Raw genomic sequence first — 25,026 nt, 5'->3', positions numbered from 1 at the left:
CGGGTATGATTACATAATATCGTTCAGCATGACACCAACGCCCACCCGTGTCTGCCGGAAGTTGTAGTCGATCAGCGATTCGCCGTAGCCGCTGAACACCTGGGTATAGAAACGCACGTTGCGGGTGATCGGGTAACTCCAGCCCAGTTCCGCGCCGCCGTAGCCGCTGTTCCAGTTGTAGTGGCTGTCGACGCTGAACACACTGTCGCCCCAGGCGTAACCGACCTTCAACCGGTAGTATCCCATGTATTTGGTGATGTCCGGGTTGTCGTCGTTGCTCGAGCTCTCCGAGAAGCGGAACCAGGGCTTGAGATCCACCTGCCAGTTGCCATTTTGCGCCATCAGCCGCGCATAGCCGCGATTCCAGCTGCGCGACGTCGGATCCGAGCGGCCGTTAGACTGATGGTTAACGCCGATTTCAACATCGCGCAGCGTCCAGCCGGCAAAGCGGTAATCGGTCGCCCACCCCACGAACAGCTGCGGCTCGTAGTTGGTCTCGCGGAACGGCGAAGACTCGCCGCGGTTGGACAATTGCCACCAGGAGCGCTGAGTATAAGACGCGCCGAGCACCGAGTTGTCACCGGCAATGCCCCGCCACAGCGGAAACGCCAGGCTAAGCTGGTATTTCACCTCGTCCTTGCGCGCCTTGTCGGCCCAGTTGTACGTCTTGATGGCTTCTTTGTTGATATCGCTGGTGTCGGTGTACAGCAGGTAATTGGGATCGTAAGGATACAGCGTGAATGGATTATCGTGCTCCTGCAGCAGGTTGGCGATAATGCTGCCGCGCACCGCCGGCTTATCGTGAATCTGCTGCTCTTTGGCTTCCTCAGCCAATGCCAGCGCCGGCATCAACAGCGTGGCGGAAACGATCCCTGACAAAATGCGCATAACCTCTCCTTACTCCAACGAAAAAGGGCAAGCCCGGAAAAAATCAGGCCATTTTACACACAAAGGAGGATTTACCGCAGCGCGGTCCGGTTTTATTGGAATAGTCTGGAAAGCAACAAAGGTTAAGCATAAAATCAACATTCCATTAACCTGGACTGACCAGTTAGCTCCCTTAAAACGCAAAAGAAAAACGGAACCCCGCTATGTCAACCACTGCTCTGACCCTGGAAGCCGCCCGCCGCAAGATCGGCGAAATCTTTGTCTACCACATGCCGTTCAACCGCGAGCTTGGCCTGGAGCTGCGCCGCTTCGACGATGACTACGTCGAGCTGAGCTTCACCAACCAGCGCAAGCTGGTGGGCAACGCCGCGCAGGAAATTCTGCACGGCGGCGTGATCGCCGCGGTGCTCGACGTCGCCGCCGGGCTGGCCTGCGCCGGCGGCGTGCTGACGCGTATGGAACCGCTGATCGAAGAAGAGATCGCCGCCAAACTGTCGCGCATGGGCACCATCGATCTGCGCGTCGACTATCTGCGCCCCGGCCGCGGCGAACACTTCGTCGCCTCCGCCAGCGTGCTGCGCAGCGGCAACAAGGTCGCCGTCGCGCGCGTAGAACTGCATAACCACGACGGCCTGCATATCGCCACCGCTACCGCCACCTATCTGGTCGGCTGATGATTGTGTGCGGTGAGCGACTTCAGTACACTCACCGCATCTTACGTTCCCCACCAGAGTGACGTCATGGACGCAAAGCAAACGCGTCAGGGCATTTTCTTCGCCCTGGCCGCCTATTTTATGTGGGGCATCGCCCCGGCCTATTTCAAACTGATCCAGCAAGTATCCGCGGACGAGATCCTCACCCACCGGATCATCTGGTCGTTTTTCTTCATGCTGGCGCTGATCACGCTGGGCCGCAACTGGCCGAAAGTGCGCGCCGCCTGCCAAAACCGCAAACGGCTGCTGTTGCTGGCGGTCACCGCGCTGTTGATCGGCGGCAACTGGCTGCTGTTCATCTGGGCGGTGAACAATCACCATATGCTGGAAGCCAGCCTGGGCTACTTCATCAACCCGCTGGTTAACGTGCTGTTGGGGATGCTGTTTCTCGGCGAACGTTTCCGCCGCATGCAGTGGGTGGCGGTGGCGCTGGCGTTCACCGGGGTGCTGGTGCAGCTCTGGCAGTTCGGCTCATTGCCGATCATCGGTCTGGGCCTGGCGTTCAGCTTCGCCTTCTACGGCCTGCTGCGCAAGAAAATCGCCATCGACGCGCAGACCGGCATGCTGATTGAAACGCTGTGGCTGCTGCCGGTGGCGGCGGGCTACCTGTTCCTGTTCGCCGACAGCCCCACCAGCCACCTGAGCGCCAACCCGTGGTCGCTGAATCTACTGCTGGTCGCCGCCGGTATCGTCACCACCGTGCCGCTGCTGTGCTTCACCGCGGCGGCTACCCGGCTGCGCCTGTCGACGCTCGGTTTCTTCCAGTATCTCGGCCCGACGCTGATGTTCCTGCTGGCGGTCACCTTCTACGGCGAGACCGTCGGCCAGGACAAGCTGGTGACCTTCGGCTTTATCTGGGCGGCGCTGATCCTGTTCACCCTCGACGCGCTCTATACCCAGCGCAAGCTGCGCTGAGCCCGGCGCCGCCGAGTTACAGCCAGTTCTTGCGCTTGAAGTACAGGTAAGGGGCCAGGCCCGCCAGGATCATCAAGGTGATGGCGCCCGGGTAGCCGAACGACCATTTCAGTTCCGGCATGAATTCAAAGTTCATGCCGTAGCTGGAGGCCACCAGCGTAGGCGGCAGGAACACCACCGACACCACCGAGAAGATCTTGATGATACGGTTCTGTTCGATGTTGATGAAACCCATCGCCGCCTGCATCAGGAAGTTCACCTTCTGGAACAGCGATTCGTTGTGCGGCAGCAGGGATTCGATATCGCGCAGCACTTCACGCGCCTGCTCCAGCTGGCCGGTCGGCAAACGCGCCTTGCGCACCAGGAAGTTGAGCGCGCGCTGGGTATCCATCAGACACAAACGCACCTTCCAGCCGATATCTTCCAGCTCCGCCAGCGTCGACAGCGCGGCGTCGTATTCGTCGCCCTGATGCCCTTCCATGATCACCCGGCTAAGCTGTTCCAGATCGCTGTAGATGTTCTCTATCTCATCCGCCAGCTGTTCAATCTTGGTTTCGAACAAATCCAGCAGCAGTTCGTAGGCGTTGCCTTCGAGCATGGTCTGGTTGCGGGCGCGCATGCGGTACAGGCGAAACGCCGGCAGTTCACGCTCACGCAGGGTATACAGGCGACCGTCGCGGATGGTGAAGGCCACCGTGGAGTTGCCGGCGTGATCTTCCGCATCTTCAAAGTAGAAGAAGGAGTGGATATGCAGACCGTCTTCGTCTTCGAAGAAACGGGCGGAGGCTTCGATGTCGTCCAGTTCGGGACGCGTCGCCAGGCTTTGTCCCAGCTCATTCTGCACGCGCTCACGCTCGCCCTCTTCCGGCTCGACCAGATCAACCCACAGCGATGACGTGAGATCATCCGAGTCGTCCAGTTCCAGACGGGACAAGCGGCGGTTATCTAATTTAAAAGCGCTCAGCATGTGCCAAAACTCCGTGAAGGTAACGGGTGCGGACAACGCGTTGAAGCACAGAAACAGAGGGGATGCGTATCACCGATTTGTTTCAGACCATGAAGAGATCTGACTCATAGCGACGCTTTGCGGGGTCGCCGACAACCACGAAGGCTATCAGCAAAAACGGAGAGCCTTAGAAGTTATACCTGCGGCGCAGGTCAGTGAGCCAGTATCTACTGGGTGTGTCCAAGGCGTCTGTCCTCAATGATAATAGTGCGCGCATGTTACGCCGAGAAGAAAAAGCCTGTCAACACGTTAGGCGGGATAATTGCGCAACAAATCATCACGATGATCAATGGCAGAAATGGCGCTTAAACCGTACTGAAAAAGTCGCGGCGATCGCTTACCACCTCCCAGAATGTTGCTAAGATGACATCACCCTAATGGTACGACAAGCATGCGGATTTAAACGATGAAACAGATTACCGCCCATGAACTGACCGCGATGAGCGAACAGGCCGCCAGCGTGGCCCGCCTGCGCGCGCACCGCACCTTACACGAAGAGCTGAGCGACCCGGTGCAACGCCTGGCGATCGCCATGGAACCCGGCACCTATATCCGCCCGCACCGCCACCCGCAAACCTGGGAGCTGCTGACGCCGCTGCGCGGCCGTTTCGTCGTGTTACAGTTCAACGATGACGGCGTCGTGACGCAGCGCACCCTGCTCGGCGAAGAAACCAAAGTGCTGGAGATGCCGGCCTTTACCTGGCATGCGGTGCTGTCGGTCGATGCCGGCGGCGTGGTGTTCGAAGTGAAGCAGGGACCGTATCAGGCGCTGACCGAAGAAGACTGCATGCCGTGGGCGCCGCAGGAAGGCGGCGAAGGTACCGAAGCAGTGATGCGCTGGTACGCCACCGCACAGGTCGGCGACCGCTACCCTCACTGATGGTGAACGATTGCAGGGGCTTGCCCCTGCAACGCCTCTCTCGTTAGACCGTTTCCAAACGCGCGTAGGCCGCCACCAGCCATTTGATGCCTTCACCCGGGAAGGCGATCTGCAGCCGGCTGTGCTCGCCGCTGCCCTCCAGATTGACGATGGTGCCTTCGCCAAACTTGGGATGGCGCACGCGCTGGCCCAGCTTATAGCCGGTATCGTTCTCGCTGATCGGCGTGCCCATGCGGCGGTGATTGACCGGGCGCGATACGCTGGCGCGCAGGCGCACTTCTTCCACGCACTCCTCCGGCAGTTCGCCGATAAAGCGCGACGGCCGATGGTAAACCTCTTTGCCGTACAGACGGCGCGTTTCGGCATAGGTCAGCGTCAGCTTCTGCATGGCGCGCGTTACGCCCACATAGGCCAGACGGCGCTCCTCCTCCAGACGGCCGCCTTCATCCAGCGACATCTGGCTCGGGAACATGCCCTCTTCCATGCCGACGATAAACACCAGCGGGAACTCCAGCCCCTTGGCCGAGTGCAGAGTCATCAGCTGCACCGCGTCCTGATAGGCGTCGGCCTGGCCTTCGCCCGCTTCCAGCGCCGCATGCGACAGGAACGCCTGCAGCGGCATCAGATCCTGATCTTCGTCCTGATAGCTGAACTGGCGCGTCGCCGTCACCAGTTCCTCGAGGTTTTCGATACGCGCCTGCCCCTTCTCGCCCTTCTCCTGTTCATACATGATGAACAGCCCGGAGTCGCGGATCACCCGGTCGGTCTGCACATGCAGCGGCATGTCGGCGGTTTCATGCGCCAGCGATTCCACCAGTTCGATGAAACGCTGCAGCGCCGACGCGGCGCGGCCGGCCAACACCTTGTCCTGCATTAGCTCGCGCGTCGCCTGCCACAGCGTCAGCTGGCGATCGCGCGCCGCCTGGCGCACCACGTCGAGGGTGCGATCGCCGATGCCGCGCGTCGGGGTATTGACCACGCGCTCGAAGGCTGCGTCGTCGTTGCGGTTGGAAATGAGGCGCAGGTAAGCCAGCGCATCCTTGATTTCCTGGCGTTCGAAGAAGCGCTGGCCGCCGTAGATGCGGTACGGCATCGCCGTCTGCAACAGCGCCTCTTCCAGCACCCGCGACTGGGCGTTGCTGCGGTACAGGATGGCGCAGTCGTTCAGCGCGCCGCCGTTGTCTTGCCAGGTCTTGATGCGGTTGACCACGAAGCGCGCTTCGTCGAGTTCGTTGAAGGCGCAGTAGAGGGAAATCGGCTCGCCTTCACCGCCTTCGGTCCACAGGTTTTTGCCCATGCGCCCGTCGTTGTTGGCGATCAGGGTGTTGGCCGCTTTCAGGATGTTGCTGGTGGAACGGTAGTTCTGCTCCAGACGGATGGTTTCCGCGCCGGGGAAATCCTTCAGGAAGCGCTGGATGTTTTCCACCTGCGCGCCGCGCCAACCGTAGATTGACTGGTCATCGTCGCCGACGATCATCACGCTGCTGTTGCCGCCCGCCAGCAGGCGGATCCAGGCGTACTGGATGCTGTTGGTATCCTGGAATTCATCCACCAGCACGTTGGTGAAACGCTCGCGGTAGTGGTTGAGGATATGCGGCTTGTTCAGCCATAGCTCGTGCGCGCGCAGCAGCAGCTCGGCGAAATCCACCAGCCCCGCGCGATCGCAGGCTTCCTGATAGGCCTGGTAGATGCGCAGCCAGGTGGCCTCCACCGGGTTGTTGTAGGTTTCGACGTGCTGCGGGCGCAGGCCCTCATCTTTCTTGCCGTTGATGTACCACATCGCCTGACGCGGCGGCCACTGCTTCTCGTCGACGTTCAGCGCCTTGATGATGCGCTTGAGCAACCGCAGCTGGTCATCGCTGTCGAGGATCTGGAAATCCTGCGGCAGGTTGGCTTCCAGGTGGTGGGCGCGCAACAGACGATGCGCCAGGCCGTGGAAGGTGCCGATCCACATGCCGCCCTGGCTGGTGCCGATCAGATGTTCGATTCGGTGACGCATTTCCGCCGCCGCCTTGTTGGTGAAGGTCACCGCCATAATCGAATACGGCGAGCAGTTCTCCACCGACAGCAGCCAGGCGATGCGATGCACCAGCACCCGCGTCTTGCCGCTGCCCGCTCCGGCCAGAACCAACAGGTTGCTGCGCGGCGCCGCCACGGCTTCACGTTGTTTTTCATTCAGGCTGTCGAGCAGATCGGAGACGTCCATAGGCACCACTAATGGTTAAGGGAAAACCCGCCGGTGACGAGTTTTTCACTGGAAATTTATACAGAGTTCTGGCAGGGATTATAACAATGCTGTCAGCGATGCCAACTGCGAAATCTCAATATGCGGCAGCAGGCGGCTGTCGGCGGCCTGCATCAGGCAGCGTTGCCGATCGTTGATCCAACAGGCCTGCAGCCCCGCGCGCAGCGCGCCGGCGACGTCGGTAGTCAGATCGTCGCCCACGTGCAGGATCTGCCCGGGCGCCACGCCCAGCCGTTCGACGGCCAGGTGATACATGTCTTGATACGGCTTGGCGCGCCCGTCCGGCCCGGATCGCAACACGAACTGGAAGTAACCGTCCAGGCCGCACTGCGCCGGATCGGCGTTGCCGTTGGTGATCGCCACCAGCGGGTAGCGCGCGGCCAGCGCCTTCAGCGTGGCGTGGGTCGCTTCCGGCACCTCGATGCGGCTGCGCCACAGCGCGAAGTTTTGCATCGCCGCATCGGCTCCGATCGCGGCTTCGGCGTCGCGCAGCCCCTGCCGGCTCAGCGCCAGATGAATGGCGCGCCAGCGCCACTGGGTGACGTCGTGGTAGATCTCCGGATCCTGCTCACGCAGCTCCTGGCGCAGACGGTGGAAATCCGCCGACTGGAAGCTGTTCAGGCCGGGATGGTAGCTCTGCAGGAAGGCCACCGACTGCTGCTCGGTTTGCCGGATCACCGGACGGTTGTCATACAGCGTGTCGTCCAGATCGAAAGTCAGCGCCGCCAGCGGGCGCAGCGGGCGATAAAAATGCATCAGGATTTCCCCCGTTTGGCGCGCGGATGCGCGGCATCGTACACGTTCGCCAGATGTTGAAAGTCGAGGTGGGTATAAATTTGCGTGGTGGTCAGGTTGGCGTGGCCGAGCAGCTCCTGCACCGCGCGCAGGTCGCCGCTGGACTCCAGCATGTGGGTAGCAAAGGAGTGACGCAGTTTGTGCGGGTGAATGTGGCTGTTGACGCCCTGTTTCACGCCCCATTCGGCGAAGCGCTTTTGCACGTTGCGCGTCGAGATGCGTCGCCCCTGATTGGACAGAAACATCGCATCATCCTGCGGCCCAAACAGATCGCGCATCGCCAGCCAGTGTTCCAGCCAGGTGACGGCGGTGCGTCCGATCGGCAGTTTACGCTCTTTGCTGCCTTTCCCCATCACCCACACCTCGCCGGCCGCCATATCGACATGGCGGCAATCCAGCCCCACCAGCTCGGAAAGACGCAGGCCGGCGCCGTACATCACCTCCAGCATGGCGCGATCGCGCACCGCCAGCGGATCGTTGAGATCGATCTCCAGCAGTTGGTTCATTTCATCGACGTCGATATTTTTCGGCAGATGGCGACCGCTGCGCGGCGTGCGGATGCCTTTGGCCGGGTTGGCGTGCAGCACGCCCTGGCTGACCAGCCAGTCGAGGAAACTGCGCAACGAAGAGAGCCGCAGCGCCAGGCTGGCGGACTGCAGGCCGGCGCGTTTGCTGCGCGCCGCCAGCATGCGCACCCGGGCGGCATCCAGCGCCGCCCAGTCGGTGACGCCGATCTCCTGCGCCAGGCACATCAGCGCCGTCAGCTGGCGTGAATAGCTGAGCTGCGTCAGCGGGCTGAGTTGCCGTTCTACCTTGAGATAACGCAGAAAAGCGTCCACCGGCTGCTGCAGGCTGGGCGCAATCGGCGTCATGCGCGTTCGATCCAGCGTTCCAGCAGTTCCGGCAGCATGCGCGCCAGTTGATTGAGCATTACCGTGCCCATGCCCTGCTGATAATGTTGCGTATCGCGGCTGCTGAAGATCACCATGCCCAGCTCGCCATCGTCGCCCAGCATCGACAGCGCTACCGAACCAATCTGGCCGATCTGTTTGGCCTGCGGCAACAGCAGCAGCAGTTCGGGGCCGTTCAGGCCGCCGAGGTAGTGTTGTTCGCTGCCCAGCCGCTGGATGCGGAACGGCTCGAACGCCGAACGCGTCAGCGCCAGATGGGTGAAATCGGAAGGCGCGCCGATATTCCAGCGCTCGGCGAACAGACGCACCGTGGCGCCGGCCAAACCGAAGCCGCGCGCCCAGCGCTGCAGCCGGTTGAGCATGTCCTGCAAGCTGTCGGCGGTGGCCAGATCGGCCTGCAGGTGCAGCAGCCTGGCGAACAGCCCTTCGTTGGCGCTGGCCTGCTCCATCAGCAGCGTGATCTCTTCTTCCAGCCGTTCGATATGATTGCGCTGGCGGGCCAGATGCCATTCCACCAGCGAAACGGTGCCACGCACCGGGTGAGGCACGCGCATCTGCTCAACCTGGCGCGCGTTGCGAATAAAGAAATCCGGGTTCTGCAGCAGATACTGCATCACGGTGTCGTCATCCAGCGCCAGGCCGGCGACGCTCTGTTCTTCTACGCTTTTCATAGATGAATAAATCCGTCATAGACATGGGTTGCCGGACCGGTCATAAACAGCGGGTTGCCCGGCCCTTTCCAGCGAATATGCAGGCTGCCGCCCGGCAGCTCTACATGCACTTCTTCTGACAGCAATTCCTGTTGGATCCCCACCGCCACCGCCGCACAGGCGCCGCTGCCGCAGGCCTGCGTTTCACCGGCGCCGCGCTCATAAACGCGCAGCTTGATATGATCGCGGCTGACCACCTGCATAAAGCCGATGTTGGCCCGTTCCGGGAAGCGTTCATGCCCTTCCAGCACCGGCCCGAGCAGCTCCACCTTGGCGGTGTTTACGTCGTCCACCTGCAAAACACAATGCGGGTTGCCCATCGACACCACGCCGCACAACACGGTATGTTCCGCCGCGCGCATGATGTAGGTCTTTTCAGCCTTGGCGGCGCGGAACGGCACCGCCTGCGGGTCGAAATTCGGCTCACCCATGTTGACGCACACCAGATCGTCGTCGGTGACGCTGAGCACCATGCGCCCGGTTTGGGTGCTGACGCGGATGTCGCGTTTGTTGGTCAGCCCTTTCAGCCGCACGAAGCGCGCGAAGCAACGCGCGCCGTTGCCGCACTGCGCCACTTCGCTGCCGTCGGCGTTAAAAATTCGGTAGTGAAAATCCAGTTCGGGATCGTAAGGCGGTTCTACCACCAGCATCTGGTCAAAGCCGACGCCCAGGTGCCGATCGGCCAGCCGGCGGATCAGCTCAGGTGAAAAATAGACATTCTGTGTAACGGCATCGACCACCATAAAGTCGTTGCCCAGACCGTGCATTTTGGAGAACTGCATATCATACTCCGCTATCTGGACGCGCTATCCGTCTTGATTTTACGGCGGCGCTCGCCACCGCAAACAGGGTGTTACTGGTCAACCATCGACGGTTTTTGCTGAGAGCCAGACTGCTCCTGCTGGTTCTTTTGCACCTGATCGCCCGTTTGCACCGGCGGCTTGGCCGGTTTTTGGCTGGCGGGGTCGGCAGGCGGGAAGTAAAGCGGGCCTTTCAGACCACAGCCGGCGAGGCCGGTAACCAGAACTGCCATCAGCGCATAGCGTAGTTGTTTTTTCATTTGCATTAATGCCTGTAATTCATGCGTCCAAGGTCTCTATAATCGCAGGTGGATCATGAAAAGCAATAGGAATTGAATATGAACGACAGCGAGTTTCACCAGTTGGCCGACCAGCTGATGCTGAATATTGAAGAGACACTGGACGATTTTGACGGCGATGCGGACATCGATTACGAAACCAATGGCGGCGTGATGACGCTGAGCTTCGAAAACGGCACCAAAATTGTCATCAACCGCCAGGAGCCGCTGCACCAGGTGTGGCTCGCCACCAAGGCCGGCGGTTACCACTTCAACTACCGCGACGGCGTCTGGTTATGCGATCGCAGCGGGCAGCCGTTTTACCAACTGCTCAGCGAAGCGGCCAGCGCGCAGGCCGGTGAGGAACTGCGTTTTTCCTGAGGCAATGCGGGGCTCGGCCACCGAGCCCTTGCGGCGTCAATGCAGCTGGAACTGCTGCTTCAGCGGCTGAGCGGCGCCGTCGGCCACCGTCACACACAGGCTGGACAGCACGTTGCTGCGGAACGGGATCACCTGCGTGCGCCCGTCGAGCTGCACGATTTGATAGAACTGCGGCAGGTTAAAGTTGATGAAGCTGGAGCCGTAGGTGAAACGATCGTGCGATGAAGAGTAGAAGCGGCTGACGTCGCGCACCAGCTCTTCTTTACTGCCCTCGCAGTGGTGATACACCTCCACCCGATTCGACTCGTCCAGAATATAGATGTTGAAACCCTTGTCATCCGAGGTGTCTTCGAAGAAGAACTGGATGATCCCTTCGCTGGCGAAGCCATCCACCACCGGCGGCAGATGCACCTGATCGGTTTCCACCTTGATAGACAGGCCGTGCAGCTTGTTGTTGGAGATGGCACCGTAAAACTCCACCGCATTCTCCAGTTTTTGCACCGACACGCTCAGGCGCTCGAAGAACAGCCCCCAGGTCTGCCCGGCGACGCGCACCGCCTTGAAGCGGCCGGGTTCCAGCCGGGTGCTGGACAGGCGCAGCTCGATGCATTCCGATACCAACTGCTGAATGCGGGTGCGGATCAGGCCGCGCAGGTGCTGGCTGTAGCAGAACACTTCCACCGACTCCGGCGGTGCGGCGTCCTGATGCATTTTGCCGAGAATGGTTTTCAGCGCTTCCAGCACCGACTGCTCGCCGCTGAAATGCAGGGTACGCACTTCGTTCCAGGAGTTGCGGTACAGCAGATCGATGCTGCCCACCAAACACTGCTGCTGCTGGCCGAAGCTGAACACGTCCAGCTTGCGGAAATCGAAGTGCACCACCTGATTGCGGAAGGCGGCGGTCGGATCGTTTTCCAGATTGACGATGATCGCCAGATGGCGAATCTCGCACGGGCTGTACAGCGCTTTCGGCGTCGGCGCCGGCAGGCGCAGCGGGAAGTGATGAGAAACGTCGGCCACCAGCTCCTGCAGCTTGGCGGTGTCGCACAGGTTGCCGCTCTTGATGTGCAGGCGGGTCTGCGGCGTCAGCAGGCCGTTGAAATAGGCCCAGGCCACCAGCTTGTTCAGGTAGCGGTTATATTCCAGCGGCTGATGGCTGACTATCGAATCCATGGCCGGCGCCTGATTGTACAGGTACCAGCCGGTGCGGTTGGCGCGGCCAACCGGCACATGAATAAAGGTTAAATCGTTTTCCGACAGGTCCGGCGAAATCTGCGGGTTCACCAGCGTCACCTTGCCGGGCAGCGCTTCGAACGCCGCATACAGTTTGCGGGTCAGCACGCCGATATCCTGCGGGCTGGCGCTGACGCTGAGGTTATTGCGGCGGGCGAAACGGATCAGGTTGCGGTAGCTCTGCATCATCGCATCGAGCAACTCGTTATGCGCTTCGCGCACCCGCTCGATCTTCCAGTTGGCACGGTTGTCCAGCATCGCCAGACGCTCTTCGCTCCAGCCCCACTCGCTGACCAGTTGGCTGAGGATCTCGCGCCGCCAGCCGACGCAGGCCTTGGCCAGCGACAGCTTTTCACACACTTTCAGGTAGAAACAGCGGCGGGCCAGATCGAGGCGGGTGGTGTCGTTGATGTCGGTCAGATAGCGGGTCACGCGCTCGAGCATCATGCAGTAGGCGTCGAGCCCGAAGCTGACGATCTCGCCCTGATGCAGGCGATGTTTGATGTCCGTCGCCAGCAGCTGGGTATTGGGGTATTCCCAGGAATAGGCTTCCAGCAGCAGGGTCTTCAGCACCGCCTTGTAAGGCGAATCGATGCTCTTGTACAGCTGCCACAGGCTGGCGCCGAAGTACTCTTCCGCCGACAGCGAACTCAGGCCGCCGAGATCCAGCCACTCGTTCGGCGTCAGCGCGCCCTGCGCGTACAGCGACAGCACGTATTCATCGTAGTGCGCTTCTTCTTCGCCCGGCACCATGTTCCACAGGATGCGTTTGCCGGCCAGGCGCACCGCGGTGCGGTAGAACTCGTCCAGCAACAGGATGTGCTGCGTCGAGCCGCAGTCTTCGCCGCCCAGGCTGCCGCTTTCATTATGGCGGAAACGGTTTTCGTCGATCAGGAAGAAGCTGACTTCCACCCCCATCGAGGCGGCCCACTTCTCAAGCAGGCTGCATTTTTGCTGCAGGCGGGTGCGTTCTTCGTTGTCCAGCCAGGACTGGTGGCAGACCCAGATATCGAGATCCGAGCTGCAGCTTTGGCCGATAGACGAGGTGCTGCCCATCGAATAGACGCCGGTGATCGGCAGCTCGCCGCTGGCCGGTTTGTCAAACGGGCTGCCCCATTTGTCTTCTAAATCGTTCAGGTAATCTTGTTGAGTTTCATCAGGCGTGTAGAGGCAAATGCCGTGGGGAACGTTACCGTTCAGGTAACCCGGCATCAGCGGGTGGTGGTGGTGCAGTAAGGTGGGCAGCAGACTGTATACCCGTTGAAACGCGGGCTTCATAGCCGCCAGGGCGCGATCGACGCGTAGCTGATTGATCGCATCCAGTCTCTGCTTCAATGTCTCGATGTAGAGGTACAAGACGTCTCGCCTGATTATCCCGGTGTTTAGAAAAAAACCCGTATTCCATAAGCGCCGTTAGTGTAAGAAGAATATTTGGCGACTTATTGCTGGAAACGTGATCAATTTAACACCTTGCTGATTGACCGTAAAGGAGGTAACGCTTCACAATTATTGTAGCGCTTCCCTAAACGATTTACCCGCAGTGTTAACTGCCCCAAAGCACATCACACGTCCCTTTGATTCCGTTGTCCTTTTTCCGCCTCCGGCTTCTTGCACTGACAGTATTGGCTCTCAGTGGTAGGATGGATGGCGAAATATAAAAACGGTAACAAGCATGTTAGACAAAATTATTCGAATTGCCACCCGACAAAGCCCGCTTGCTCTTTGGCAAGCACATTATGTGCAGCAACGTCTGATGGCCTGCCATCCCGGCCTGCAGGTCGAGTTGGTGCCGATGGTCACCCGCGGCGACGTTATTCTGGATACGCCGTTGGCGAAAGTCGGCGGTAAAGGCCTGTTTGTTAAAGAACTCGAGCTGGCGCTGCTGGAAGGCCGCGCCGACATCGCCGTGCATTCGATGAAAGACGTGCCGGTCGATTTCCCTGCCGGGCTCGGTTTGACCACCATTTGCGAACGCGAAGATCCGCGCGACGCTTTTGTTTCCAATCGTTTCGCCTCGCTCGATCAGCTGCCGCAGGGCAGCGTGGTCGGCACCTCCAGCCTACGCCGCCAGTGCCAGCTGCGTGAACGCCGCCCGGATCTGATCGTGCGCGACCTGCGCGGCAACGTCGGCACTCGCCTGGCCAAGCTGGACAACGGCGACTACGACGCGATTATCCTGGCGGTGGCCGGCCTGAAGCGTTTAGGTCTGGAGCAACGCATCCGCAGCCCGCTGAGCGCCGAAGAGTGTCTGCCGGCGGTCGGCCAGGGTGCGGTCGGCATTGAATGCCGTCTCGACGACAGCGTCACCCGCGCGCTGCTGGCGCCGCTGAACCATGCGGCCACCGAAACCCGCGTGCGCGCCGAACGGGCGATGAACACCCGCCTGGAAGGCGGCTGCCAGGTACCGATCGGCAGCTATGCCGAACTGGATGGCGACAGCCTGTGGCTGCGCGCGCTGGTCGGCGCGCCGGACGGCAGCCAGATGGTGCGCGGCGAGCGCCGCGGCCCGGCCGCCGAGGCCGAACGGATGGGCGTTGAGCTGGCGGAAGAGCTGCTGGCGCGCGGCGCGCGCGAGATCCTGCGCGAAGTTTATCAGGGAAATCCGCCGGCATGACCATTCTGGTAACCCGCCCATCGCCTTCGGGAGAGCTGCTGGTGAGCCGGCTGCGCGCGCTCGGCCGGGTTGCCTATCATGCACCGCTGATCGACTTCGCCCCCGGCGGCGATCTGCCGAAGCTGCCGCAGGCGTTGCAGCAGCTTAGCGCCGGCGATCTGGTGTTCGTGCTGTCGCAGCATTCGGTGAGTTATGCCGATTCGGTTATCGGCCGCGCCGGGCTGAGCTGGCCCGCGCACCTGACTTATTACGCCATCGGTCGCACCACCGGGCTGGCGCTGCACCGCATCAGCAGTTTGCCGGTGGAGTACCCGCGCGAACGCGAGATCAGCGAAACGCTGCTGCTGCTGCCGGCGCTGCAAAAGCTGGCGGGCAAACGCGCGCTGATTTTACGCGGCAACGGCGGCCGCGAACTGTTGGGGTCGACGCTGAGCGAGCGCGGCGCCGACGTCAGCTATTATGAATGTTATCAACGCAGCCCGGTGCACTATGACGGCAGCGAGCAAAGCGCCCACTGGCAGCGCGCCGGTGTGGATACGCTGGTGGTGACCAGCGGTGAAATGTTACAACAGCTCTATACTTTAGTTCCTGATTACTATCGTTCTTCATGGCTGCTGCGTTGCCGCCTGGTAGTAGTGAGCGAACGCCTGGCTACCCTCGCCCGGGACTTGGGCTGGCGTACGATTCGGGTAGCTGACAACGCCGATAATGACGCGCTGATCCGCGCGCTACAATAATCTGACTATGGGATGTGCCACTATGACGGAACAAAATACCCCATCCGCCCCGGTTGAAGAGCCAACCACCGCGGTTGAGAGCTCCCAGCAGCCAGCCGCTGCCAGCCGCAAAGGCAAGAACACCGGCCCGGTGCTCGGCGCGATCGCTATCGTGCTGGTCATCGCCCTCGGCGCGGGCGGCTATTACCACACGCACAAGCAGGCGCAACAGCTGATCGCCGCCAATCAGGCACTGCAGCAGCAGCTTGAAGGCGTAAAGCAGAGCCAGCAGCAGGAAAGAAACGCGCTGGAAGGCCTGCTGCAACAGCAGGGTAAAACCCTGGACGCCGCCGATCGCGAGCAGGCGAATCTGGCGCGCCAACTGAGCGAGCTGCAGGAAAAAGTGGCGACCATCTCCGGCAGCGACGCCAAAACCTGGCTGCTGGCGCAGGCCGATTTCCTGGTGAAAATGGCCGGCCGCAAGCTGTGGAGCGATCAGGACGTCACCAGCGCCGCCGCGCTGCTGAAAAGCGCCGACGCCAGCCTGGCGGACATGAACGATCCGAGCCTGCTCGACGTGCGCCGCGCCATTACCGAAGACATCAGCACGCTTTCCACGCTGACCCAGGTCGATTACGACGGCATCATCCTCAAGGTCAATCAGCTGTCCAATCAGGTGGATAACCTGCGCCTGGCGGACAACGACACCGACGAAGCGCCGATGGATCAAAACAGCAGCGAGCTCTCCGGCTCGATCGGCGAATGGCGGCAGAACCTGGCCAAGAGCTGGCGCAATTTCATGGCCGACTTCATCACCATCCGCCGCCGCGACACCAGCGCCGAACCGCTGCTGGCGCCGAACCAGGACATCTACCTGCGCGAGAACATCCGTTCGCGCCTGCTGGTGGCCGCACAGGCCATCCCGCGCCATCAGAACGAGACCTACAAGCAGTCGCTGGAAACCGTCTCCACCTGGGTGCGCGCCTATTTCGACACCACCGACCCGGCGACCAAGGCCTTCCTGGAAGAACTGGACAACCTGAGCCAACAGTCGATCTCGATGGATGTGCCGGATCAGCTGAAGAGCCAGCCGCTGCTGGAAAAAGTGATGCAGACCCGGGTGCGCAACCTGATGACCCAGTCCCCTGCCGCTCACCAGGAGGGTTAAGCCATGTTACGCGTGCTATTTCTGTTCCTGGTGGTGATCGCCAGCGTGGTGCTCGGGCCGATGTTAGCCGGGCATCAGGGCTATGTGCTGATCCAGACCGATAATTACAATATTGAAACCAGCGTCACCGGCCTGGTGATCATGCTGGTGCTGCTGTTCGTGGTGCTGCTGGCGATCGAATGGATCCTGCGCCGTATCTTCCGTACCGGCGCCCGCACGCGCGGCTGGTTTATCGGCCGCAAGCGCACCCGCGCGCGCCAGCAAACCAAAGCCGCGCTGATCAAACTGGCGGAAGGCGACTACAAGCAGGTTGAAAAGCTGATGACGCGCAACGCCGATCACGCTGAGCAACCGGTGGTGAACTACCTGCTGGCCGCCGAGGCCGCACAACAACGCGGCGATGACTTCCGTACCAACCAATATCTGGAGCGCGCCGCTGAAGCCGCCGATACCGATCAGCTGCCGGTGGATATCACCCGGGTTCGCATCCAGCTGGCGCAGGGCGAGAACCATGCCGCGCGCCACGGCGTCGATCGCCTGCTGAACCAGGCGCCGCGCCATCCGGAAGTGTTGCGCCTGGCGGAACAAGCCTATCTGCGCACCGGCGCCTACGCGTCGCTGCTGGAAGTGCTGCCGTCGATGCGTAAAATCGAGCTGCACAGTGAAGAGCAGCTGCAGGCATTGCAGCAACAGGCTTATATCGGGCTGATGAATCAGGCGATGGCGGACGAAGGCAGCGAAGGCCTGAAGCGCTGGTGGAAAGATCAGAGCCGCAAGACGCGTCACGAAGTGCCGCTGCAAATCGCGATGGTGGAGCACCTGATCGAATGCAACGACCACGAACTGGCGCAGGAGATTGTGCTCGACAGCCTGAAGCGCCAATATGACGAGCGCCTGGTGCTGTTGCTGCCGCGGCTGAAGTCCGGCAACCCCGAGCAGTTGGAAAAAGCGCTGCGTCAGCAGATGAAGCAACACGGCGCGACGCCGCTGCTGAACAGCACGCTGGGGCAACTGCTGATGAAGCACGGCGAGTGGCAGCAAGCGGCCGACGCTTTCCGCGAAGCGTTGAAACAGCGCCCGGATGCTTACGACTACGCCTGGTTGGCCGATACGCTGGAAAAACTGCATCGTTCGGATGAAGCGGCGCAGATGCGACGTGAGGGACTGATGTTGACGCTGAAACAGAACGGCGGCGAATAACGCCCTGCCCAAGTGAGAAAAGCGCGGCTCCGATGCCGCGCTTTTTTTTGCCCAGGGTTTTCTGTGGCGCAAAAAAAAACACTTGCCGTATGGCAAGTGTATAAAGAAGCAATCAGGTCTAGGACAACAGGGGCGGTGCCTCACTCAACGTTTTGCCCTGAGCGTGATGACGGGTTAGTCATCGTTCTCGTGGGCGATAGGCACCCTAAATCGGCTCTGCGTCATTCCCAGGGTTTATGAAGCCTAAGGCGAACATAAGAGGTGGAATGAGCATCTACGCTATAGATAATGCATTTGACGTGCCAACTTTTAGATTGAGCCCATTTCCAATAGGAAATTTAATTCAATGCATTGAAATATAAATAATTTATACTTCCTCCCCACCCTTCCTGCCTGATACCTCTCCCTGGCATTCCATGCCAGCGGCCGTTATAAGAATGTCGCTTCAAAACGACGGCTTAAGCCAAATCCATTTTTATCTTTTAAAATCAATAAATTATTTGTCTCAACCTGACGACAGCGCTGGATGGTCATGTCGCTGAAAACCAACATGCTCACAGGCAGGCACAAGATGCCAGCCCTCATGGATGCAAAAAGCCCGCACATTGCTGCGCGGGCCTGCCTTCTCGTCTCGCTTCGCGAGGCTCCTCCTGCGGAGGTACTCATCCTCATAAACTGCAGACGAAAAAAAACCTGCTTTAAAAAGCAGGTTTTTCGAATGTGGTCGGCGAGAGAGGATTCGAACCTCCGACCCACTGGTCCCAAACCAGTTGCGCTACCAAGCTGCGCTACTCGCCGATTTGTGTTGCTCATACTACCCGATTTATCAGACCGTTGTCCATATAAATCTTATATTTATCAGATATTTTGCGTGGTGCGAAGAGAGGGACTTGAACCCTCACGTCCGTAAGAACACTAACACCTGAAGCTAGCGCGTCTACCAATTCCGCCACCTTCGCACTGTCACAAAATACTGCTAAATCTTCACTTCATCAGGAAGTGGGGTGGCTAATGGGACTCGAACCCACGACAACTGGAATCACAATCCAGGGCTCTACCAACTGAGCTATAGCCACCATTACTACTTCTTCTTACTCACGCGGTAATATTACCACCGCAGCTCCTGCGCACAAACTTAATGGCGCGCCCGACAGGATTCGAACCTGAGACCTCTGCCTCCGGAGGGCAGCGCTCTATCCAGCTGAGCTACGGGCGCGTAGCGCCGTTGCGGGAGGGGATACTACGGATTTACGCCAATCCTGTCTAGTGCTTTTTCGCAGAAATGTTGCGTTTGATTACGCTTTGCTCACTCCTGCGCAGGAAAGCGCACTCCGTAGCCCCTTTTCACCGTTTATTGCCGTGTTTCTACCCGATTTTCAGCCGGATGATGTTTCTTATGCATGCCGAAAGCGAAGTAGCACAGGCTGACGCCCGCTAAGAAAATCGCCCCGACCAGCAGGGAAATTCGCGTATCCGGGTTGATTCCCATGCCGACCAGTACGCAAACCAGAAAAGCGATGGTCAGATAGTTCACATACGGGAACATGATCGACTTAAAGCTGTGGTTTTTGATCGCTTCCTTATGGGCGCGGCGGAAATAGAGCTGGCTGATCAGCACCACGAACCACGGCACCATGCCCGGCAACACGCTGGCGCTGTAGACATAGACGAACACCTGCTCCGGATTAGGGATGATGTAGTTCAGCGCGGAGCCCACCAACAGGCAGCCAATGGTGACGGCGATGCAGTTGACCGGCACGCCGCTGGCGGAAAGCTTGGTCAGCGCCGCCGGCAGTTGGCGATTCTTGGCCAGGGCGTACAGCATGCGGCCGCCGCTGTACATGCCGCTGTTGCAGCCGGAAAGCGCGGCGGTCAGTACCACGAAGTTGATGATGCCGGCGGCGGCGACGATGCCGATCTTGGCGAAGGTCAGCACGAACGGGCTGCCGGTGGTGCCGATGCCGTTCCACGGGAAGATGGTCACGATGACGAAGATCGCGCCGACATAGAAGATCAGGATGCGCCACAGGATATTGTTGATCGCGCGTTTCAGTGTCACCTGCGGGTTCTTGGCTTCCCCGGCGGTGATGCCCACCAGCTCAACCCCCTGATAGGACGCCACCACGATGCACAGCGCAAACAGGAAGCCTTTCCAGCCGCCGGCAAAGAAACCGCCGTGCGCCGTCAAATTGGCGAAACCGATAGGTTCACCGCCGTTGCCGAAGCCGAAGAAGATCACCCCCAGCCCCACCAGAATCATCACGATGATAGTGGTGACCTTGATCATGGCGAACCAGAACTCCAGCTCCCCATACAGGCGCACCGCCGCCAGGTTGGCCAGCGCCACCATCGCCACGGCAATCAGCGCCGGCACCCACTGCGGTATTTCCGGGAACCAGAACTGCACATACACCCCGATGGCGGTGATCTCAGAAATGCCGACGGCAATCCACATAAACCAGTAGCCCCAGGCGGTCAGATAACCGAAGTAGGGATTCATGTACTTATGCGCGTAAACGGCAAACGACCCGGCGACCGGCTCAAGGAACAGCATTTCTCCCATCGAACGCATAATGAAGAATACGAACAGCCCGGCGATGATGTAAGCCAGCAGCACCGATGGCCCCGCCCACTTCAGCGTACTGGCCGAGCCCATAAACAGGCCGACGCCGATGGTGCCCCCCAGAGCGATAAGCTCGATGTGCCGGGCCTCAAGACCCCGGTGTAGCCCTTGCGGTTTCTCTTTGTGTGCCATAAATCCTCAATAATTTTTCTCGGGTTGTGTTTGCCTGCCGGCCGCTGCCGGTCGTTATTGTCATTATTAAAAGAATAAATCATCCCCTGCCGATCGGACTGGCATCAACGGGTAGTCGGAGCGAAGTTACCGTGAGAAGGACATCGTTCAGCGCTGTCGCATCAGGCTTCAGCGGCCAGGGATAATTTCCGGGCGGTATCGTTTCGCATTTCGCCGCTATAAGCAAACCGCAATTTAAAACTTTATGGAATAAATGCTGCGGCGTTTAGGGCCGAGGGTTATAGATATGCGGGAGAAACGCACAAAAGCAGATTATTGGTACAGCAGTCCGGAGCGGAACAGCACTTTCCACCCCGGATGAGGGGTTACATCTTGCCGCTGTAGTAGTAGCCGACAAACTTCAACAGCTTCAACTGACGGCCGATGCGGCTGGGTTGGCTGAGCAGGCGGTAGAGCCATTCCAGACCAAGGTTCTGCCACACCTTGGGCGCACGCTTCACATGGCCGGTAAAAACGTCGTAGGTGCCGCCCACGCCCATATACAGCGCCTGCGGATGCACCTTGCGGCAGTCGCGCATCAGGATCTCCTGCTTCGGCGATCCCATCGCCACCGTCACGATAGCGGCGCCGCTGGCGCGAATACGCTCGAACAACGCCTCTCGCTGATCCGGTTTGAAATAGCCGTCCTGGCTGCCCACCAGGTTGACATTCCACTGGCTGCGCAGCTTCTGCTCGGTTTCCGCCAAGACTTCCGGCTTGCCGCCGACCAAGAAGACCGGCGTGCCTTCGCGGCCGGCGCGCTGCATCAACGCTTCCCACAGATCGGCGCCCGCGACGCGCGACACATCCGCCGCCGGGTATTTGCGGCGAATCGAGCGCACCATGCTGATGCCGTCGGCGTACTTGTACTCCGCTTCATCCAGCAACGCATGCAGCGCCGGGTCCTCTTCCGCCTTCAGGATCTTTTCCGCATTCATCGCCACCAGCGTGCCCTGTTTGACCCGGCCGCCGTCGAACAGAAAATCCATACAGTGCGCCATATCGCGAAAGCCCCACAGGCTGAAACCGCGCAGCTCATACTGCGGCACCGAAATCTTTGTTTCCATCGTCGTCATTACCCTTACAAAAGACCGTCCGCCCGTGGGGAAGAGGCCAGCGCGCGGGCGCGCGTCACTCTGGCCTTGATGAGCCCGGCGGTATCGAACAGCCAATACAGCAACTTCGCCAGCACCAGACAGGCGCCGAAAATAATGCAGAAGAACACCACGCGCGAAACGAATGAGTCCACCCCTTCGCGCGCCAATACAATCATGTTGAACACCGCGCCGAAGCAGAATCCTTGCAGGATAGCCGCCTTATAGCGGTTCGGCTCTGTTTTGCCCAGCTCATACAGCCAGTCGAACCACTTGATGATCATACCCACCAGAATCGCGCCGAGCGGGATGAACAGCGCGCCGCCCATCACCACCAGCGAACCGATCAGCGTCGGGGATATCGCCAGCCCGGAGTGGTTGTTCAGCACTTCCCAGGTGAAATAGTTGGCCGAGTTCAGCACCACGTCCGGCCGGCCCGGCCATAGCCAGGTTGGGATAAAGACGTAGAAATCACGCAAGATCGGCGCCAGGCCCTGGAAATCGATCTTGTCGTAATTTTGCAGCAGCAGCGCCAGGTTTTCCCACGGCGAGAAGGTGTCTCGGGTCAGATAGAGGAAGGTATAAAACGCTTCCGCGCCGCTGACGTCCAGGCTATAGCGCTTCAACGCCAGCCAGAACATGCCGACCACGCCGAATATGCCCGCCGCCGCCAGCATCCACAGCGTGATCCAGCCGCGCACGATGCCGATAAACAAGAACAGCGCGAAAGCGATAATGATGTTGGCACGGGTGCCGCCGACGATCACGTAGGTCAGAATACCGAACGCCACCGTCGCCACCAGGAACAAAAACCAGGCGCGCAGATCCTGCCGCAGGAAATAGACCACCAGCATCGCCGGAATGAAGAAGTAGAAGAACCGCTTGAGCGCCACGCCGGACACGTCGCTGGAGAAGATCTGACTGTAGGAATTGAGCTTGAACAGCAGGAAGCCGTTCTGCATGAAGAAGATCCCAACGGTACCGATCGCCACCAGCGCCAGCAGCACCCAGGTCATATGAGTCTCTACCCGGTTCATGGTAAACAGCGCCGCGCGCGGCTGAGTGCGGCGCTTGCGCAGCCGGGTCTTGTAAGTGACGTAATAGATGGCGTAAAACGCCGTCGCCGACAGCAGGGCATACAGCAGAAACTCCACCGGCACCACCTCGACGTCAAACTGAAACACCAGCAGGCAGGTTAACGGGAAGCCGAAATAGAACGTCAGCAAATACAGCAACGAGAAGAAGACGTTGAAGTTAAAGCGCACGCGCCGAAACTCCTGGTAGGTCAGCGTCAGGATAAACGTCAGGCTGACCAGATAGACGACAAACAGGCCGCCGAATTGCGCCAACGTCATGAGTGCTCTCCCGCCGCCAGCGCCAGGGCCTGCTGCCAGCCGTCAACATAGTTCGGATTGAAGAAGGCGATCGCCTGTTTATCCACCGCCGCCAGCTGACGCTGCGCTTCGCGCACCACCGCCTCGTCCAGCGAATCGCCGTAGAACAGCACCGGCAGGTGCTGTTCCGCCAAATCCTGCCAGAACGGGTTTTGCCGGCTGAGCACAAAAGGCACGCCGAACTGAATCAGCAGGCACAGGGTGCCAATCCCCTGCTGGCGATTGAAAATGAAATAGCCCAGATCGCAGGCGCGCAGAATATTGAGGTAGTCCTCGAATGCCACCTGCTGCGTGAGCAGCTGCAGGTTTTTCTCGCCGAACAGCGGCAACCCGGCGGCGCGCACCTGCTCGATGTAAGCATCGTTGTTGGCCGGATAACCCATCGGCAGGATCACGCGCACGTCGGCGCCGAACTGCTGATGAATCGCCTGCAGCGCTTCGATATGCCGATTGCTGCGATCGCCGGAGTTGCCCACCAGAATCGTCATCGGCCCGGCCAGGTTTTTCTCGACGTGAACGTCGGTCAGCGCCGGATCCATGCGGGTAGGGAAATACAGCAGCGAGGCCGGCACCCGCGCATGGCGCTGCTGGTAGTGAATCACGTCGCCGCGAGTGGCAAACACATTCCCTACCCGCCCCTGCGCAATGCGGCGCAGCAGATAGAACAACCGGAATTTCCAGCTGGTGGCGTCCTCATACAGATCGGCGCCCCAAATATGCCAACTGACCTGACGCGCCTTGATCTTGCCGCTCAGCAGCGCCAGCCACAGCCCCGGGTTGAACTGGCCGTGCAGGAAGAAACGCGTATCGCGATCGGCTTGGGCGCGCGCGATGACCGCCGCCGCCAGGCTTTTCTTGTCCGCGTAGGGCTCAATGTTCAGGGCGGGGAAATCTCCCAGTGCCGCCACATCCTTGGCCGCCACCATAAAATGCCGCGTCTGCTCAGCCGGCAGACGCGGCGCCAACACGTCGTTGAAGAAGCGCAGCACCGTCTGGTTATGATGTGGGATATCGGATCCCAGAACGTGAATCAGTATGGTCATACTCGTCTACGATAAATAAGAAACACGCAGCTACAGAGCGCGAAATACACGATGTAGGTTGCCATATAGGCCTGAGCCGCCCCCAGCGCGCCGCGCAGTGGGATCAGCCAGTGCGAGAACAGCGTCAGCAGCAGAAACTGGCTGACTTCCGTCAGGATATAAAAGCGCAGCGACGCTTTGGCGATCACCAAATAGCCGAACACATAGGCCCCGACTTTCAGCACGTCGCCCACCAGTTGCCAGGCAAACAGATCGCGCATGGCGACGAACTTGTCCGAGAACAACAGCCAGATGGCGAAATCACGCAGCAACCACACCGTAAAGCTCGCCGCCGCTACCGCCGGCAGCACGAATTTCAGCGAGCGCACGATCTCCCGCGAGATGGCGCCCTTGTCCGTCAACCGCGACAGCGTCGGCAGCAGATAGACGGTAAACGAGGCGGTGATAAACTGCAGATAGGCATCGGAAATGCTGCTGACGCCTTGCCAGATCCCCACCTCATCCCAACCGTAATGCGCGGCCAACAGGTTACGCATCATCACGTAGGCCACCGGCAGCGTCACCGAGGTGATCAACGCCATGAGGGTGAATTTGCCGAGGTTGCCGGCCACCCCTTTGTCCCAGCGCGGCGCCAGGTAGCGCAGCGGCAACGTTTTGCGCCGCCACAGCATCAGCCCGGCCGGCAGCACCACCAACGCCGGCACCAACGCCAGCCCTGCCAGCGCGCCTTCATAGCCCCCCAGCTTGAAGCACAGATAATAAGCCATCACGCCGATCAGGCTGCCGCCGATCACCGCCAGCGCGTTGCCCATCGCGTCGCGATAGCCTTTCAGCACCGCCATGAACAGGTTGGCGTAGGCGATGCCCATCTGAATGAAGGCGACGGCGCGCACCACGCCGACGTAATCGGCATGCCCGAACAGCCCGATGCTGATCGGCTCGGCGGCGAACAAAAACACCAGCGCCAGCAAGGTCGAAAAACCCAGCACGATGCTCGATGCGGTACCGACCGCCAGGCGCAGACGCTGCGAGTCCTGATGGTACTCCGCCACGTATTTGGTGATGCCGTTAAAAATGCCCGCGCCGGACAGCACGCCCAGCACGGTGATCAACTGGCGAAAGTTACCCGCCTGCCCCACGCCGCTGGGGCCAAACGCCACCGCCAGCAGTTTCACCACCAACAGCCCCACGCCAATCTTGATCAGCGTGGAGCCGGCGGTCCATATCGACGCTTTTGCCAACGACATA

The 25,026-nt window shown here is 60.0% G+C and carries 23 protein-coding genes and 4 tRNA genes; 8 read left to right on the top strand and 19 right to left on the bottom strand.

Going from position 1 to position 25,026, the window contains the following annotated elements:
- Positions 1 to 9: 9 nt before the first annotated feature.
- On the bottom strand, positions 10 to 888 hold the full coding sequence (gene pldA / locus AC2CGQ_RS22100; protein WP_004934270.1) for a phospholipase A: 879 nt from the start codon (positions 886 to 888) through the stop codon (positions 10 to 12).
- 203 nt (positions 889 to 1,091) lie between these two features.
- On the opposite strand from pldA, the gene AC2CGQ_RS22095 reads away from it, so the two are divergent.
- Together AC2CGQ_RS22095 and rarD are read left to right on the top strand one after the other, a co-directional pair.
- Positions 1,092 to 1,562, top strand: coding sequence for a thioesterase family protein (locus tag AC2CGQ_RS22095; RefSeq protein ID WP_004934267.1), 471 nt, complete (start codon positions 1,092 to 1,094; stop codon positions 1,560 to 1,562).
- Between the two features lie 66 nt (positions 1,563 to 1,628).
- The gene (gene rarD / locus AC2CGQ_RS22090; protein ID WP_004934265.1) at positions 1,629 to 2,516 is read left to right on the top strand and encodes an EamA family transporter RarD; all 888 of its coding nucleotides are present in this window, start codon (positions 1,629 to 1,631) and stop codon (positions 2,514 to 2,516) included.
- 16 nt (positions 2,517 to 2,532) lie between these two features.
- Here rarD and corA read toward each other — a convergent pair whose 3' ends face one another.
- Complete coding sequence (corA, locus tag AC2CGQ_RS22085) at positions 2,533 to 3,483, bottom strand: magnesium/cobalt transporter CorA (RefSeq protein WP_004934262.1); 951 nt, start codon at positions 3,481 to 3,483, stop codon at positions 2,533 to 2,535.
- Between the two features lie 445 nt (positions 3,484 to 3,928).
- On the opposite strand from corA, the gene AC2CGQ_RS22080 reads away from it, so the two are divergent.
- A complete protein-coding gene (locus AC2CGQ_RS22080) occupies positions 3,929 to 4,402 on the top strand; it encodes a WbuC family cupin fold metalloprotein (RefSeq protein ID WP_004934257.1) in 474 nt (157 codons plus the stop codon).
- Between the two features lie 43 nt (positions 4,403 to 4,445).
- Here AC2CGQ_RS22080 and uvrD read toward each other — a convergent pair whose 3' ends face one another.
- From uvrD to lptM, 6 genes are all read right to left on the bottom strand, one after another.
- The gene (gene uvrD, locus AC2CGQ_RS22075; protein WP_015376268.1) at positions 4,446 to 6,608 is read right to left on the bottom strand and encodes a DNA helicase II; all 2,163 of its coding nucleotides are present in this window, start codon (positions 6,606 to 6,608) and stop codon (positions 4,446 to 4,448) included.
- Positions 6,609 to 6,686: 78 nt separating this feature from the next.
- Positions 6,687 to 7,403: a 5-amino-6-(5-phospho-D-ribitylamino)uracil phosphatase YigB gene (gene yigB / locus AC2CGQ_RS22070; protein ID WP_015376267.1), complete on the bottom strand. Its 717-nt coding sequence runs from the start codon at positions 7,401 to 7,403 to the stop codon at positions 6,687 to 6,689.
- Positions 7,403 to 8,314 (bottom strand): tyrosine recombinase XerC, encoded by a 912-nt coding sequence (gene xerC, locus AC2CGQ_RS22065; RefSeq protein WP_015376266.1) that lies wholly within the window; start codon positions 8,312 to 8,314, stop codon positions 7,403 to 7,405. Before xerC ends, yigB begins: the two co-directional genes overlap by 1 nt.
- Positions 8,311 to 9,024, bottom strand: a complete 714-nt coding sequence (locus AC2CGQ_RS22060) for a DUF484 domain-containing protein (protein ID WP_004934247.1) — start codon at positions 9,022 to 9,024, stop codon at positions 8,311 to 8,313. The genes xerC and AC2CGQ_RS22060 overlap by 4 nt, the downstream gene beginning before the upstream one ends.
- The gene (gene dapF / locus AC2CGQ_RS22055; RefSeq protein ID WP_015376265.1) at positions 9,021 to 9,845 is read right to left on the bottom strand and encodes a diaminopimelate epimerase; all 825 of its coding nucleotides are present in this window, start codon (positions 9,843 to 9,845) and stop codon (positions 9,021 to 9,023) included. The genes AC2CGQ_RS22060 and dapF overlap by 4 nt, the downstream gene beginning before the upstream one ends.
- 71 nt (positions 9,846 to 9,916) lie before the next feature.
- On the bottom strand, positions 9,917 to 10,123 hold the full coding sequence (gene lptM / locus AC2CGQ_RS22050) for an LPS translocon maturation chaperone LptM (RefSeq protein ID WP_004934241.1): 207 nt from the start codon (positions 10,121 to 10,123) through the stop codon (positions 9,917 to 9,919).
- A 78-nt stretch (positions 10,124 to 10,201) separates the two neighbouring features.
- Here lptM and cyaY point away from each other — a divergent pair, with 78 nt between their 5' ends.
- Positions 10,202 to 10,522 (top strand): iron donor protein CyaY, encoded by a 321-nt coding sequence (gene cyaY, locus AC2CGQ_RS22045; protein WP_015376263.1) that lies wholly within the window; start codon positions 10,202 to 10,204, stop codon positions 10,520 to 10,522.
- Positions 10,523 to 10,558: 36 nt separating this feature from the next.
- Here cyaY and AC2CGQ_RS22040 read toward each other — a convergent pair whose 3' ends face one another.
- Positions 10,559 to 13,111, bottom strand: a complete 2,553-nt coding sequence (locus AC2CGQ_RS22040; protein ID WP_019452546.1) for a class I adenylate cyclase — start codon at positions 13,109 to 13,111, stop codon at positions 10,559 to 10,561.
- A 316-nt stretch (positions 13,112 to 13,427) separates the two neighbouring features.
- Between AC2CGQ_RS22040 and hemC the strand changes: the two genes are divergently transcribed.
- The 4 genes from hemC to hemY are packed head-to-tail and all read left to right on the top strand — an operon-like array spanning position 13,428 to position 17,453.
- A complete protein-coding gene (hemC, locus tag AC2CGQ_RS22035; protein ID WP_004934233.1) occupies positions 13,428 to 14,369 on the top strand; it encodes a hydroxymethylbilane synthase in 942 nt (313 codons plus the stop codon).
- On the top strand, positions 14,366 to 15,106 hold the full coding sequence (gene hemD, locus AC2CGQ_RS22030; RefSeq protein ID WP_015376261.1) for a uroporphyrinogen-III synthase: 741 nt from the start codon (positions 14,366 to 14,368) through the stop codon (positions 15,104 to 15,106). Before hemC ends, hemD begins: the two co-directional genes overlap by 4 nt.
- A 22-nt stretch (positions 15,107 to 15,128) precedes the next feature.
- Positions 15,129 to 16,253 carry a uroporphyrinogen-III C-methyltransferase gene (hemX, locus tag AC2CGQ_RS22025; protein WP_015376260.1) on the top strand — a complete coding sequence of 375 codons (1,125 nt, stop codon included), beginning with the start codon at positions 15,129 to 15,131 and terminating at the stop codon, positions 16,251 to 16,253.
- A gap of 3 nt (positions 16,254 to 16,256) precedes the next feature.
- The gene (gene hemY / locus AC2CGQ_RS22020; RefSeq protein WP_004934228.1) at positions 16,257 to 17,453 is read left to right on the top strand and encodes a protoheme IX biogenesis protein HemY; all 1,197 of its coding nucleotides are present in this window, start codon (positions 16,257 to 16,259) and stop codon (positions 17,451 to 17,453) included.
- A 429-nt stretch (positions 17,454 to 17,882) separates the two neighbouring features.
- Here hemY and AC2CGQ_RS22015 read toward each other — a convergent pair whose 3' ends face one another.
- The 10 genes from AC2CGQ_RS22015 to wzxE form a co-directional block, all read right to left on the bottom strand.
- Positions 17,883 to 18,119: a hypothetical protein gene (locus tag AC2CGQ_RS22015; protein WP_164095907.1), complete on the bottom strand. Its 237-nt coding sequence runs from the start codon at positions 18,117 to 18,119 to the stop codon at positions 17,883 to 17,885.
- A 55-nt stretch (positions 18,120 to 18,174) separates the two neighbouring features.
- A tRNA-Pro gene (locus tag AC2CGQ_RS22010) sits at positions 18,175 to 18,251 on the bottom strand.
- Positions 18,252 to 18,325: 74 nt separating this feature from the next.
- Positions 18,326 to 18,412, bottom strand: a tRNA-Leu gene (locus AC2CGQ_RS22005).
- Positions 18,413 to 18,453: 41 nt separating this feature from the next.
- Positions 18,454 to 18,529 (bottom strand) — tRNA-His (locus AC2CGQ_RS22000).
- A gap of 63 nt (positions 18,530 to 18,592) precedes the next feature.
- A tRNA-Arg gene (locus AC2CGQ_RS21995) sits at positions 18,593 to 18,669 on the bottom strand.
- A 135-nt stretch (positions 18,670 to 18,804) separates the two neighbouring features.
- A complete protein-coding gene (thrP, locus tag AC2CGQ_RS21990; protein ID WP_004934226.1) occupies positions 18,805 to 20,208 on the bottom strand; it encodes a bifunctional threonine/serine APC transporter ThrP in 1,404 nt (467 codons plus the stop codon).
- 365 nt (positions 20,209 to 20,573) lie between these two features.
- Positions 20,574 to 21,314: a lipopolysaccharide N-acetylmannosaminouronosyltransferase gene (wecG, locus tag AC2CGQ_RS21985; protein WP_004934224.1), complete on the bottom strand. Its 741-nt coding sequence runs from the start codon at positions 21,312 to 21,314 to the stop codon at positions 20,574 to 20,576.
- Positions 21,315 to 21,328: 14 nt separating this feature from the next.
- Entirely contained in the window at positions 21,329 to 22,696 is a 1,368-nt protein-coding gene (gene wzyE / locus AC2CGQ_RS21980; RefSeq protein ID WP_015376259.1) for an ECA oligosaccharide polymerase, read from the bottom strand.
- Positions 22,693 to 23,778, bottom strand: a complete 1,086-nt coding sequence (locus AC2CGQ_RS21975; protein WP_015376258.1) for a TDP-N-acetylfucosamine:lipid II N-acetylfucosaminyltransferase — start codon at positions 23,776 to 23,778, stop codon at positions 22,693 to 22,695. The genes wzyE and AC2CGQ_RS21975 overlap by 4 nt, the downstream gene beginning before the upstream one ends.
- Positions 23,775 to 25,025, bottom strand: a complete 1,251-nt coding sequence (wzxE, locus tag AC2CGQ_RS21970; RefSeq protein ID WP_015376257.1) for a lipid III flippase WzxE — start codon at positions 25,023 to 25,025, stop codon at positions 23,775 to 23,777. The genes AC2CGQ_RS21975 and wzxE overlap by 4 nt, the downstream gene beginning before the upstream one ends.
- Between the last annotated feature and the right edge of the window lies 1 nt (position 25,026).

This window comes from Serratia sp. DFXYC6 (genome assembly GCF_057196085.1).
Note: the sequence above shows the minus strand (reverse complement) of the source record. Positions and strands in the feature narration are given on the sequence as shown.